8 protein-coding genes are annotated in these 13,428 nt (G+C 72.9%); 5 read left to right on the top strand and 3 right to left on the bottom strand.

Features of this window, described 5'->3' with window-relative positions:
* Positions 1-42: 42 nt before the first annotated feature.
* The 3 genes from BLW82_RS14685 (at position 43) to moeZ (ending at position 2,981) form a co-directional block, all read left to right on the top strand.
* Complete coding sequence (locus BLW82_RS14685; RefSeq protein ID WP_093499217.1) at positions 43-1,002, top strand: NAD-dependent epimerase/dehydratase family protein; 960 nt, start codon at positions 43-45, stop codon at positions 1,000-1,002.
* The gene (locus BLW82_RS14680) at positions 990-1,739 is read left to right on the top strand and encodes a spherulation-specific family 4 protein (protein ID WP_093499216.1); all 750 of its coding nucleotides are present in this window, start codon (positions 990-992) and stop codon (positions 1,737-1,739) included. The genes BLW82_RS14685 and BLW82_RS14680 overlap by 13 nt, the downstream gene beginning before the upstream one ends.
* A 63-nt stretch (positions 1,740-1,802) precedes the next feature.
* Positions 1,803-2,981, top strand: a complete 1,179-nt coding sequence (gene moeZ / locus BLW82_RS14675) for an adenylyltransferase/sulfurtransferase MoeZ (RefSeq protein ID WP_093499215.1) — start codon at positions 1,803-1,805, stop codon at positions 2,979-2,981.
* 62 nt (positions 2,982-3,043) lie between these two features.
* On the opposite strand, the gene BLW82_RS14670 is transcribed toward moeZ, so the two are convergent.
* The 3 genes from BLW82_RS14670 to BLW82_RS14660 form a co-directional block, all read right to left on the bottom strand.
* The gene (locus tag BLW82_RS14670; protein WP_093499214.1) at positions 3,044-4,600 is read right to left on the bottom strand and encodes an alpha/beta hydrolase; all 1,557 of its coding nucleotides are present in this window, start codon (positions 4,598-4,600) and stop codon (positions 3,044-3,046) included.
* Positions 4,601-4,805: 205 nt separating this feature from the next.
* Positions 4,806-6,350: an alpha/beta hydrolase gene (locus tag BLW82_RS14665; protein WP_093499213.1), complete on the bottom strand. Its 1,545-nt coding sequence runs from the start codon at positions 6,348-6,350 to the stop codon at positions 4,806-4,808.
* Between the two features lie 134 nt (positions 6,351-6,484).
* Entirely contained in the window at positions 6,485-9,259 is a 2,775-nt protein-coding gene (locus BLW82_RS14660; RefSeq protein WP_093499212.1) for a lysylphosphatidylglycerol synthase domain-containing protein, read from the bottom strand.
* A gap of 161 nt (positions 9,260-9,420) precedes the next feature.
* On the opposite strand from BLW82_RS14660, the gene BLW82_RS14655 reads away from it, so the two are divergent.
* Positions 9,421-9,807, top strand: coding sequence for an MGMT family protein (locus BLW82_RS14655; protein WP_093499211.1), 387 nt, complete (start codon positions 9,421-9,423; stop codon positions 9,805-9,807).
* A gap of 266 nt (positions 9,808-10,073) precedes the next feature.
* Positions 10,074-13,367 carry an ATP-dependent helicase gene (locus tag BLW82_RS14650; RefSeq protein ID WP_093499210.1) on the top strand — a complete coding sequence of 1,098 codons (3,294 nt, stop codon included), beginning with the start codon at positions 10,074-10,076 and terminating at the stop codon, positions 13,365-13,367.
* Positions 13,368-13,428 lie beyond the last annotated feature (61 nt).

The raw sequence follows: 13,428 nt of genomic DNA, 5'->3' as shown, positions 1-13,428 counted from the left end.
AACCACCGGAGTCGCCGGAGCGCACACCCCGGGAGCCGCGCGATGAGGGTTCTGCTGATCGGAGCCAACGGATACCTCGGCCGCTTCGTCGCCGACCGGCTGCTCGCCGACCCGGCCGTCCAGCTCACCGCGCTCGGCCGCGGCGACGACGCCGACGTCCGCTTCGACCTCGCCACCGGCAGCCCCGGCGCGCTCACCCGCTTCCTCGACGCGGTCCACCCGGGCGTCATCGTGAACTGCGCCGGTGCCACCCGCGGGGGAGCCCGGGAACTCACCCGGCACAACACCGTCGCCGTCGCCACCGTCTGCGAGGCCCTGCGCCGCAGCGGCTGCGGCGCCCGCCTGGTGCAGGTCGGCTGCAGCTCCGAGTACGGCCCGAGCCAGCCCGGCTCCTCCACCGCCGAGGACGCCGTGCCCCGCCCCGGCGGCCCGTACGGCGTCAGCAAGCTCGCCGCCACCGAACTCGTCCTCGGCTCCGGCCTCGACGCCGTCGTCCTGCGCGTGTTCTCCCCCGCCGGTCCCGGCACCCCGGCCGGCTCTCCGCTCGGCCGCCTGGCCGAGGCGATGCGCCGCGCCATGCAGTCCGGGGACGGCGAGCTCAAACTCGGCGGCCTCGGCGCCCAGCGCGACTTCGTCGACGTGCGCGACGTCGCCCGCGCCGTCCACGCGGCCTCACTCTCCGCCGCCCAGGGCGTCATCAACATCGGCTCCGGCCGCGCCGTCCGGCTCCGCGACGCCGCCGCCGTCCTCGCCCGGGTCGCCGGGTACGGCGGCGCGCTGCACGAACTGGACGGCCCGCCAGGACCATTGCGCGGCGCCATCGGCCACCCCCGGATGGACGGCGAGCACGCGGGCCCGGTCGCGTACCCGTACCCGGACGGCTGCGGCAGCTGGCAGCAGGCCGACGTGCGCTGCGCCCGCGACCGGCTCGGCTGGCGCCCCCGCATCAACCTCGAGGAGTCCCTCGCGGACATCTGGATGGAGGCGGCGTGCCGCATCTGAGCAGCACCAGGGCGGGCGCCGCGACCACCGGCGTCCGCACCGCCGTCGGCGTCCCCGGCTACGCCCACCCCCTCCTCGCCCCCGCCCAGTGGGCCGAACTCGCCCGCCCGGGCACCCCTCTGCACTGGGTCGTCCTCGACGTGGCGAACGGCCCCGGCGGCCTGCCCGACCCGCACTGCCTGGAGGCGGCCGGCCGGCTCCGCAACGCGGGCGTCCGTGTCCTCGGCCACCTGGACACCGCCTACGGCGCCCGCCCGCACGGCGACCTGCTCGCCGACGCCCGCCACTTCCACGACTGGTACCGCGTCGACGGCTTCCTGCTCGACCGCTGCCCCACCGAGCGCTCCGCGCTCCCCGAGACCCGCCGCACCGTCGCGGCGCTCCGCGCCGTGGGTGACGGTCCCCACATAGTCCTCGGGCACGGCACCCACCCCCACCCGGGCTACGCCGAGAACGCCGACCAGCTGGTGACCTTCGCCGGGCCCTGGAGCGACTACCGCTGGTCCCAGGTCGCCGAGTGGACCGCCGACTACCCGCCCGACCGCTTCTGCCACTTCGTGCACGGTGTGCCCCTCGGCCACCTCGACGAGGCGCTGCGCATAGCCCGCTGGCAGGGTGCCGCCACCATCTACTTCACCGACCGGACCGATCGCTGGGGCAGGGCGGATCCCTGGGAGGCCATGCCCGGTTACTGGGACGAATTCGTCTCGCGGATCGGAACAGGTGTCTCGGAATGAAGAAGCCCGTGGCAGTGTTACAGGGAGAACAAACGTAGTGATCGACCGAGCAACGGAGTCCCCGTGTCGCTGCCACCCCTGGTCGAGCCAGCCTCTGAGCTCACCGTAGACGAGGTCCGCAGGTACTCCCGCCACCTGATCATCCCCGATGTCGGGATGGACGGGCAGAAGCGGCTGAAGAACGCCAAGGTGCTCTGTGTGGGCGCCGGCGGCCTGGGCTCGCCCGCGCTGATGTACCTGGCCGCCGCGGGCGTCGGCACCCTGGGCATCGTGGAGTTCGACGAGGTCGACGAGTCGAACCTGCAGCGCCAGATCATCCACAGCCAGGCCGACATCGGCCGCTCGAAGGCCGAGTCCGCCCGTGACACGGTCAAGGGCATCAACCCGTACGTGGACGTGATCCTTCACGAAGAGCGGCTCGAGGCCGAGAACGTGATGGACATCTTCAGCCAGTACGACCTGATCGTCGACGGCACCGACAACTTCGCCACCCGTTACCTGGTGAACGACGCCTGCGTGCTGCTGAACAAGCCGTACGTGTGGGGTTCCATCTACCGCTTCGACGGCCAGGCGTCGGTGTTCTGGTCCGAGCACGGCCCGTGCTACCGCTGCCTCTACCCGGAGCCCCCGCCGCCGGGCATGGTCCCCTCCTGCGCCGAGGGCGGCGTCCTCGGCGTGCTCTGCGCGTCCATCGGCTCCATCCAGGTCACCGAGGCCATCAAGGTCCTCACCGGCACCGGTGAGCCCCTGGTCGGCCGCCTGATGATCTACGACGCCCTGGAGATGCAGTACCGCCAGGTCAAGGTCCGCAAGGACCCGAACTGCGCGGTCTGCGGCGAGAACCCCACCGTCACCGAGCTCATCGACTACGAGGCCTTCTGCGGCGTCGTCTCCGAGGAGGCCCAGCAGGCGGCCGCCGGCTCGACGATCACTCCCAAGCAGCTCAAGGAGTGGATCGACGACGGCGAGAACATCGAGATCATCGACGTCCGTGAGCCGAACGAGTACGAGATCGTCTCCATCCCGGGCGCCAAGCTGATCCCGAAGAACGAGTTCCTCCTCGGCACCGCCCTGGAGGGCCTGCCCCAGGACAAGAAGATCGTCCTGCACTGCAAGACGGGTGTCCGCAGTGCGGAGGTCCTCGCCGTCCTGAAGTCCGCGGGCTTCGCGGACGCCGTCCACGTCGGCGGCGGCGTGATCGGCTGGGTCAACCAGATCGAGCCGTCGAAGCCGGTCTACTGAGCACAGGCTCCCCGGCGGGCGGGGGTTGCGGGCACCGCAGGTGCACGGAACCCCCGCCTTCGTCATGAGCAGACCGTGCCGTCCTTCGGGACCGTGCCGCTGACCAGGTAGGCGTTCACCGTGGAGTCCACGCAGTCGCTGCCGCTGCCGTAGGCCCCGTGGCCCTCGCCCTTCCAGGTCAGCTCGACACCGACCCCCTTGCCCAGCTCGTCGGCCATCCTCCGGGCGCCTTCGTAGGGGGTGGCCGGGTCGCCGGTGTTGCCGACCAGCAGGATCGGTGCCGCGCCCGGTGCGCTCACCTCCGGTGTGTCCCACTGCCCGGCCACCGGCCAGTCGTGGCACCAGCCGGCCGAGTCCCAGCCCAGGAAGTCCCCGAAGACGGGGGAGACCTTCTCGAATTCCGCCAGCCGCCGCTTCGTCTCGGTGAGCGTCGGCCGCTCCTTGTCGTCCAGGCACGATATGACCCGCTGGGAGTGCGTGGTCGTGCCGTAGTGCCCCGAGGAGTCACGCTCGTTGTACTGGTCCGCGAGCGACAGCAGTTCCGAGCCGTCGCCCTCCTCGGCCGCCGCGAGCGCGCTGGTCAGCGTCGGCCAGCTGTCCTTGCTGTACAGCGGCAGCACGATGCCGGTGACGGCGAGGCTCTGGGTCAGCTTCCGCCCGGAGGACGCGGGCAGGGGCGTGGCGTCCAGCCGCTTCAGCAGATCGGCGATCTTCCGGGAGCCCTGGTCCGGGTCCTGCCCGGTGGACTTGAGGTAGTCGTCCAGGGCCCGCTGGAAGCCGGCGGCCTGGTTCTTCTCCTGGCCGACCGAGTCGGCCGTCGGGTCCACCACCGCGTCCAGGATCAGCCGCCCCACCTTCTTTGGGAACAAGTGGGCGTACACACCGCCCAGTTCGGTGCCGTACGAGATGCCGAAGTAGTGCATCCTCGCGTCGCCGAGTACCTGGCGCATGAGGTCCATGTCGCGGGCCGTGTCGGTCGTCGAGACGTGCGCGATGAGCTTGCCCGCGGCCTTCGCGCAGCCCTTGCCGAAGTTCGCGGCGTCCTGGAAGTACGCCGTCTCCTCGGCCGCGGTGTCCGGAGTCGAATCGATCGACTCGGCGCGCTGGATGTCCTTGTCGCTGCGGCAGCGGATCCCCTCGCTGGCCCCCACCCCGCGCGGGTCCCAGCTCACCAGGTCGTACCGCTCGCGCAGCGCGGAGACGGTGCCGGCGAAGTACGGCATCGTGGAGACGCCGGAGCCGCCCGGCCCGCCGAAGTTGAACAGCAGCGAGCCGATCCGCTTCCCCGAACCCCCGCTTGCCTGCTCCCGGATCAGCGCCAGTCCTATCGTCTCCCCGTCCGGCTTCGCCCAGTCCAGCGGCACCTTGAGCGTCGCACACCGCCATGCGTCCCCGGGCGCGGCGGAGTCCGAAGTGCTCTTGCAGCGGCCCCAGTCGAGCTTCTGGGAGGTGAGGGAAGCGGGCAGGGCCGTCGAGCCCGCCGCGGTGGCCGTGGCGGCCGACGGCTGCCCGGACGAGGCCTTCCCCTCGTCCTCGCCCCCACCCGACGACCCGCTGCCACACCCGGCCACGAGCAGTCCCGCGGCAACAGCGGCCGCCCACCGTACATATCGCAACATGTGCGTACACCCCCCACGCAGGCCCTCCGCAGGTTCGTCGCGGAAGGCGGTCAGGCCATGGTAGGCGGACCGGGCGCGGGCCGTTTCAGCCTGTGGATAACCTTTTGACCTGCGTGTTCATGACGCCCCATGAGGGTCGCGGGGCTGCGTCCGCGATGCGCCGGCGCCGTGTGGGCGCGATCGACCGCGACGAAGCCGCCGACGACTACGTGCAGACCGTCCCCGCCTTCGGCACCGTCCCCTCCAGCAGATAGCCGTTCACCGCCCCCTGCACGCACTTGTCCTTGCTGTCGTACGCCCCGTGCCCCTGCCCCTTGTACGTGAGCTCGACCCCGACGCCCTTGCCGAGCGCGTCCACCATCTTCTTCGCGCCCTCGTACGGGGTCGCCGGATCGCCCGTGTTGCCGACGACCAGGATCGGCGCCGACCCGGGCGCGCTGACGTCGGGGTGGTCGGCGGCCCCCGGTACCGGCCAGTTCGTGCAGCTGACCATGCCCCACGCGAGGTAGTCGCCGAACAGCGGGGAGGCGGCGCGGAACTCGGGGAGTTTCTGCTGGACGTAGTCGGCGGTGTACCGAGGCTTCTCGTCGGCGCAGTTGATGGCGATGTTCGCGGCCGTGATGTTGCTGTACTCGCCGTTCTCGCTGCGGCCGTTCATCGAGTCGGACAGCAGCATCAGGATCTTTCCGTCGCCGTCGTACGCCTCCTCGAGCCCCTCGGTGAGGTACTCCCAGAAGTCCTTGGAGTACAGCGACTGCGCGATGCCGTTGGTGGCGGCGGACTGGGTGAGCCGGCGGGGCAGGATGCCCGGGATCGGTTTCTTGTCGAGGTCCGCGAGGAGCGTGGCGATACGGTCCTTCACGTCCTGCGGGGTGTCGCCGATCGGGCACTCCGTCGTCTTGGAGGTGCAGTCCTCGGCGAAGTTGTCGAGCGCGAGCTGGAAGCCCTTCGCCTGCCCGAGCGAGCTCTGCTCCGGGTCCTGGGTGGGGTCGACGACACCGTCGAAGACGGCCCGGCCCACGTTCTTCGGGAACAGGTGGGCGTAGACGCCGCCGAGTTCGGTGCCGTAGGAGATGCCGAAGTAGTGCATCTTCGTGTCGCCGAGGACCTGGCGCATCAGGTCCATGTCGCGGGCCGCGTCGGTGGTGCGTACGTGCGGCAGGATCGCCTTGGAGTTCTTCTCGCAGGCGGCGTTGAACTGCTTGGTGCGGTTGATCAGCTGGGTGCGCTCGGCGCTGGTGTCGGGCGTCGCGTCCTGCTGGAAGTAGTTGTCGAGCTGGGCGTCGTCCTCGCACTCGACGGGGTCGCTGCGGCCGACTCCGCGCGGGTCGAAGCTGACGAGGTCGTAGCGGGTGCGCAGGGCGGCGTAGTCCGAGCCGAACGCGGGCAGCGTGGTGACGCCGCTGCCGCCGGGGCCGCCGAAGTTGAAGATCAGGGAGCCGATCCGCTTGTCGGCGTCGCCGCTGGCCCTGGCGCGGATCAGGGCGAGGCCGATGGTGGCGCCCTTCGGTTTCGACCAGTCCAGGGGCGCCTTCATGGTGGCGCACTCCCAGGTGCCGCCGCTCGGCAGCGGTGACGGCGCTTCGCCGCCGCCCTCGGCCTCGTCGGGCGCCGGGCAGCTCTTCCAGTCCAGTTTCTGCGCCGCCAGATCCCCGCCCTCCTCGGAACCGTTGCCGCACCCGGCCAGCGAGGAGGCCAGCACCAGGGCGGCGGTCAGGGCGGCGACACGGATCCGGAAGGGGTTCGGCATGCTCCCATCCTGGGGTCGCGCAAGGCCACGCGCGCGGGGCACGAGCCGTCCGGGGTACGGCCCCTGGAGGGCGTCCTCGCGGGATCCGGGGTACGGCCCCTGAAGCGCGTCCTCGCGGGAGCCGGGGTACGGCCCTAGAGCGCGCCCTTGCGGGAGAGGTGGTTGAAGGCCAGCCAGCCCGGGAGGACGGGTAGCCACAGGGTCAGCAGCCGGTACAGGAGGACGGCGGGCGCGGCGACCTCCTTGGGCAGGCCGACGGCGATCAGACCGACGGTCAGGGTCGCCTCGACCGCACCGACACCGCCCGGGGTAGGCGCCGCGGAGCCGAGCGCGTTGCCGGCGAGGAAGACGACCGCGACGCTGGCGATGCTCAGCGAGGTCGACTGGTCGCCGAACGCGCGGATGGAGGCGTCGAGGCACATCACGAAGCAGGCGGTCAGCAGCAGCATGCCGCCGATGCCGGTGACGAGCTTCTGCGGGCGCTGCAGCACGTCCAGCATGCGCGGCACGACACCCGCGAAGAGCGACCGCACGCGCGTGCTGACGAACTTCCGCAGGAACGGCACCGAGGTCACCACGAGGACCAGCACCGCGACGGTCAGCAGGCCCGCGATGACCGTGCGGGACGGGGACAGCGAAGGGGTCTTCTCGGTGCCGGTCAGATAACCGAAGGACAGCAGCATCAGGATGTGGCAGCCCAGCCCGAACAGCTGCGAGGCACCGACGCTCGCGACCGCGCCCCCGGGGCGCACGCCCGCGCGCTGCAGGAAGCGCGTGTTGAGGGCGACACCGCCGACCGCGGCGGGGGCGACGATCTTCACGAACGACCCGGCGAGTTGTGCCGCCACGGTCCGTACGAACGGCACCCGCTCCGGTACGAAGCCGAGCAGCGACATCGCGGCGGCGACATAGCTGACGGCCGAGAACAGCACCGCGGCGACCACCCAGCCCCACTGGGCGTTCGCGACCAGGGGGCCGAACTCGATGTGGGTGAGCTGGGTCAGCAGGTAGTACCCGCCGATCGCGCCGGCGATGACGCTGATCAGCGTGCGCGGCCGCACCCGCTCCAGACGGGCCGGCTCCACGGGCGCCTGCGGCCTGATCTTCAGCACCTGGTGCCGGATCTGGGTGAGCAGATCCTCCTCGCGGGCCTCCTCCAGCGCGTCGTCCAGCGCCCGCTTCTCGGCCCGCTGCTCCGCGCGCACCGTCTTCTTGTCGGGCTTCCCGGCCTCCTCGGTGCGGGCCTGCTTGGCCTGCCGGGACGCCTCCAGGACCGCGTCCCGCTCGCGCTGGGCGCGCTCCCTGGCCAGTCTGCGCAGCGTCGCGCGCGTGGAGCGCGTGAGCGCGATCGGCTGGAGCATCGGCAGGCAGTCGGCGACGGCGTCGGGGCCGAGCACGCCGACCGCCGAGGCCACCGCGCGCTCGGCGCCCACTCTGAGCCCCAGCGTGGTGACCAGCTGGGCGACGTCCATGCGCAGCAGCAGTTCACCGGCCGCGATCTCACCGCCGCGCAGGTCGGTGAGGATCACGGTGCCGGAACGATCCACCAGGATGGCGTCGCCCGCGAGCCTGCGGTGCGCGATCCGGCGCGACTGCAACGCCTGCACCTGGTGCCAGGTGTGGCGCAGCAGTTCGTCGGTGATCTCCTCGTCGGCCAGCGAGTCGAGGGTACGTCCGCCGGTGTGCTCGTAGACGAGCATCACGGCGTCGGGGCCCAGCTCGGAGGTGGCGATCAGCTTGGGCGCGTTGGCGCCGGCCGCGATCGCCGCGTAGGCCAGCAGGGCCTCCTGCTCCAGGGCCTGGCGCAGGGACTGCAGGCTGGAGCGGGTGGCGAAGCCGCGCAGGGTCAGGTTGCGCCACGCGCGGTAGAAGAAGCCCTGGGCCTGCTGTTCCCGGTCGACGACGGTGACGTCCAGCGGCGGGCCGTCCTCCAGGGTGACGAAATAGCGCCGGCCCCGGTCGCCGTTCTCGGTGTCCAGGGCCTCCTCGCGGGCCGCGCCGACCGGGTGGAAGCCGACGTGCCTGAGGCCCGCCAGCAGGGTCCGTCCGGTGGGGCGGACGTTGGGGGAGCCGACGGCGTACAGCGTGCCGTAGGCGACGGTCCAGCCGATCAGCACCGTGAGGATGATCGAGAACGGTGTGGTGTAGCCGGTGACGAGCATGGAGAACGCGTCGAGGAGCAGCACGATCCACAGCACCGCGCGCCATCTCGGCCGCCGGGACATGCCGACCGCCGTCATGTAGGCGATGACGGGCGCGAGATAGCCGTGCACCGGGTCGGTGAGGGCGTGGATGTCGCCGGGGGAGGGCTGGGTCAGCGCCTCCTGGATCGAGCCCGGGGCGGCCCGCGCGACCCACAGGTCGGTGGCCAGGGTCACGCCGTGCGCGAGGACGGCCGCGAGCACGCCGTCGGCGATCCGCAGCCCGTCCCGCTTGATCAGCCGTTCGATCGCGAACGCGACCGGCACCAGCAGGATCGCGATGCTCGAGGCCAGCCCCGCGAACCTGATCAGCAGGTCGGGAGCCTGCCCGGTGCCCTTGTTGATGTCCTGTTCGAGACCGGAGGTGGTGCCGTGCGCGACCGCCGAGATGCCGAGCAGGACGGCGATGGCGAGCACGCCGACCAGGAGCCGCATGAGGTCGGAGGGGCGGTGCACGCGCGCGGGGAGCAGCGGTTCGTCGCCCTCCACCTCGTCGGCGTGCGCCTCGGCGCACCCGTGTTCGGCCTCGGCTTCCGCTGCGGCCTCCGTCGCGACGGCGTCTGGGTCCACGGCGTCCGGCCGCGCGGTGTCCGGGTGCGGGGTGTCGGATCCGGGCACGTCCGGGCGCGCGGCAGCGTCAGAGGTGCCCGCCCCGCCCTCGGGGTGCACGCCCTGCTGCCCGGTCGTCTCTTCTTGATCTCGTATCACCAGTCACCGCCCGCACGATGGTGGCATGCTCCACCGACACCGGGGGGCATCAGGGTGCAGATGCGGGGGCGCACAGTCTGCCCCAAGCGCCGCGAGAGGGCGAGGCGGCGGCCCGCCGCGGGCCGGGCCGGTTGTCGGTGGGGTGCGGCAGGATGGGGCGAATGAGCGAGCAGAGCCTTCCCGAGGACACCCGAGAGGGGTACGCGGACGAACTGCCCGAGTACGCCGAGCGGGTCCTGGAGGTCGCCGAGCGGATCCCGCCCGGGCGCGTGATGACGTACGGCGACGTCGCGGAGTGGCTGGAGGAGGGAGGGCCGCGCCAGGTCGGGCGGGTGATGTCCCTCTACGGCGGCACCGTCCCCTGGTGGCGGGTGGTGCGTGCCGACGGGGTCCTGCTCCCGGGCCACGAGCTGGGCGCGCTGGACCACTACCGTGCCGAGGGGACCCCGCTGAAGGAGGCGAGCAGGGCCGCGGAGGGCCACCTGCCGCGGCTCGACATGAGGCGGGCGCGGTGGGACGGCGGCGCGGACGCGGGGGCTCACACCTGACAGCTTCCGCCATCGGAGGCCCTTGGTGGCAACCTGTGGCCCGTAAGAGGGACACCGGGGACGTCCGTGGCATGACGTACGTTCGTGAGATGTGCGGCGCGCGTGCCGCGAGTGCCTGCGGAGGCTGACGGGAAGAAGCGGAAGCGCTGCTTCCGTCCGGTTCGTCGGCGTAGCGTCGGCTGCGCGTGTCCCGCTCACCCCGCGGCCACCTCCGCACCCGCGCGACCGCGCACCGACCAGCACACCCACCAGGACCGGCGAACCACGTGAGCTCCTCTTCCTCCACCAGGAACCTGCCGCACCTCCAGGTGCGGCAGGGGAACCGTGGCGCTTACCGACTGGTCCGTACCCCGCCGGCCGACGTGGATCCCCCTCGTCTGGACGCCGCGCAGCGCGCCGTGGTTGACCACGCATCCGGCCCGCTGCTCGTCCTCGCGGGTCCCGGCACCGGCAAGACCACCACCCTGGTGGAGTCCGTGGCCGCCCGGATCGCCCGGGGCGCGGACCCCGAGCGGATCCTGGTGCTGACCTTCAGCCGGAAGGCCGCCGTCGAACTGCGCGACCGCATGGCCCTGCGGGTGGGCACGGCCGCCGCCCCCCGGGCGACCACCTTCCACTCGTACTGCTACGCCCTGGTCCGCGCCCACCAGGACGCCGGCCTGTTCGTGGATCCGCTGCGGCTGCTGTCCGGCCCCGAGCAGGACGTCGCCGTCCGCGAGCTGCTGGCCGGCCAGCCCGACCTGGAGCGGCTCGGGCTCGACCACGTGCGCTGGCCCGACGAACTGCGCGCCTGCCTCACCACCCGGGGCTTCGCCGACGAGGTCCGCGCGGTCCTCGCCCGCAGCCGCGAGCTGGGCCTGGACCCGGCCGCCCTGGACGCCTTCGCCCACCGCATCGGCCGCCCCGACTGGCGGGCCGCGGCCGCCTTCCTCGCCGAGTACCTCGACGTCCTCGACCTCCAGGGTGTCCTCGACTACGCCGAACTCGTCCACCGCGCGGTGCTGCTCGCCCACCGCCCCGAGGTCGCCCTGGACCTCGCGGGCCGCTACGACGCCGTGTACGTCGACGAGTACCAGGACACCGACCCGGCCCAGGTACGCCTGCTGCACGCCCTGGCCGGCGGCGGCCGGACCCTGGTCGCGTTCGGCGACCCGGACCAGTCGATCTACACGTTCCGCGGCGCCGACGTGAACGGCATCCTGGACTTCCCGTCCGCCTTCGCGCGCGTGGACGGCCGTCCCGCCCCGGTGCAGGTGCTGCGCACGTCCCGCCGGTCCGGGGCCGGCCTGCTGGCCGCGACCCGGCTGCTGACCCAGCGGATGCCGCTGACCCGGCTGCCCGCCGACAAGGTGCGCGCGCACCGCGAGCTGACCGCCGCGCGGGACGGCGGCAGCGTCGAGGTCTACACGTACCCGACGTCCGGCACCGAGCTGGACAACATCGCCGACATCCTGCGCCGCGCGCACCTGGAGGACGGCGTCCGCTGGAGCGACATGGCCGTCCTGGTGCGCGCCGGGGCCCGCACCATCCCCACGGTCCGCCGCGCGCTCACCGCGGCCGGCGTGCCCCTGGACATCGACGGCGACGACGTGCCGCTGCGCCACGAACCGGCGGTGGCACCCCTGCTGACGGCACTGCGCGCGGTGGCGGAGGGCGAGGCGGAGCCGGATGCGGAGGAGGGCGGCTTCCGGCTCGACACCGAGACCGCGCTCACCCTGCTCACCTCCCCCCTCGCCGGCATGGACGCGGCCGACCTGCGGCGCCTCGGCCGTGCCCTGCGCGACGAGGAGCGCGCCGCCGGCAACGCCTTCCCGCCCCCCTCGGACGAACTGCTCGCGCGGGCGCTCGCCGAGCCCGAGCGCCTCGCCGTGCACGACCCCGGGTACGCCCGCGGCGCGCAGCGCCTCGGCGCGTTGCTCGGCAAGGCCCGGGAGCGCCTTGCGGGCGGCGGTACGGCCGAGGAGGCGCTGTGGGTCCTGTGGAACGGCACGCCCTGGCCCTCCCGCCTGGAGCGCTCCGCCCGGCGCGGCGGCGCGGCCGGCCGCAACGCCGACCGTGACCTGGACGCCGTGTGCGCCCTGTTCGCCACGGCCGCCCGTGCGGAGGAGCGCAGCGGCGGCCGGGGCGCGCTGAACTTCCTCGCGGAGATCGAGGCCGAGGACATCGCCGCCGACACCCTCGCCGGCCGCGCGGTACGCCCCGACGCCGTACGCCTGATGACCGCGCACCGCGCCAAGGGCCTGGAGTGGCGCCTGGTCGTGGTGGCCGGCGTCCAGGAGGGACTGTGGCCCGACCTGCGCCGCCGCGGCTCGCTCCTGGAGGCCGACCGCATCGGGCGCGACGGACTCGCCGAACCGCTCACCCCGGGCGCGCTGCTCGCCGAGGAGCGCCGCCTGTTCTACGTCGCCGCCACGCGCGCGCGTGAACGCCTCGTCGTCACCGCCGTGAAGGCCCCCGCGGACGACGGCGACCAGCCCTCCCGGTTCCTCACCGAACTGGGCGCCGAACCCCAGGACGTCACCGGGCGCCCCCGCCGCCCGCTCGCGGTGGCCGCCCTGGTCGCCGAGTTGCGCGCGACCACCGTCGACCCGCGCGTCTCCGACGCCCTGCGGGAGGCTGCCGCCCGCCGCCTGGCCCGGCTGGCGGCCCTCGCCGACGAGGACGGCCGCCCCTTGGTGCCGTCCGCCCACCCCTACCGCTGGTGGGGCATGTTCGAGCCGACCGAGAGCAAGGTGCCGCTGCGCGACCGCGACCAGCCCGTGGTGCTCTCCGGCAGCGCTCTCGACCAGCTCGCCAACACCTGCAGCCTGCAGTGGTTCCTGGGCCGCGAGGTGAAGGCCGACGCGCCCGCCACCACCGCGCAGGGCTTCGGGAACGTCGTGCACGTCCTCGCCGACGAGGTCGCCTCCGGACGCACCCCCGCCGACCTCGCCGTCCTCATGGAGCGGCTGGACTCGGTGTGGAACGCGCTCGCCTTCGACGCGCCCTGGAAGTCGGCGCAGGAGAAGGACAACGCGCGCGTGGCGCTCGAACGCTTCCTGAAGTGGCACGTCCTGGACCGCAGCGCACGCACCCCGGTCGCCAGCGAGCAGGACTTCGACGTCACCCTCGAAGCGGGCGACTACGAGGTGCGCATCCGCGGCCAGATGGACCGGGTGGAGGCGGACGGCGAGGGACGCGCCTACGTCGTCGACTTCAAGACCGGCAAACAGGCACCCAGCGCGGCCGAGGTGACCCGGCACCCCCAGCTCGCCGTCTACCAGCTCGCGGTCCGCGAGGGCGCCGTCGACGAGGCCTTCGACGGCGTACGACCCGAGCCCGGCGGCGCCGAACTGGTCCACCTCAGGCAGGGCGCCGCCCAGCGCGACGGCGGCGAGACCCTGCCCAAGGTGCAGGCGCAGGAGCCGCTGGAGGGGGAGTGGGTCGGCGAACTGCTGGCCTCCGCCGCCGGCAAGGTCCTCGACGAACGGTTCGCGCCGACCACCGGCCAGCACTGCACCCACTGCGCCTTCCGCGCCTCGTGCAGCGCGCGGCCGGAGGGGCGGCACGTGGTGGAGTGAGCGGTCGCGGAGTGAGCGGTGTGTCGCGGAGTGCGCTGTGCCCTGGGGTGAGCGCTGTGTC

The organism is Streptomyces sp. Ag109_O5-10 (assembly GCF_900105755.1).
Taxonomy (GTDB): domain Bacteria; phylum Actinomycetota; class Actinomycetes; order Streptomycetales; family Streptomycetaceae; genus Streptomyces.
The sequence above is the reverse complement of the archived record's forward strand: the minus strand, read 5'-3'. Positions and strand labels throughout refer to the sequence as shown.

Excerpts from the sequence above, each read along its gene's own strand:
- BLW82_RS14665 (WP_093499213.1), bottom strand. The coding sequence starts at position 6,350 with ATGCCGAACCCCTTCCGGATCCGTGTCGCCGCCCTGACCGCCGCCCTG.
- BLW82_RS14670 (WP_093499214.1), bottom strand. The coding sequence starts at position 4,600 with ATGTTGCGATATGTACGGTGGGCGGCCGCTGTTGCCGCGGGACTGCTC.
- BLW82_RS14655 (WP_093499211.1), top strand. The coding sequence starts at position 9,421 with ATGAGCGAGCAGAGCCTTCCCGAGGACACCCGAGAGGGGTACGCGGAC.
- BLW82_RS14685 (WP_093499217.1), top strand. The coding sequence starts at position 43 with ATGAGGGTTCTGCTGATCGGAGCCAACGGATACCTCGGCCGCTTCGTC.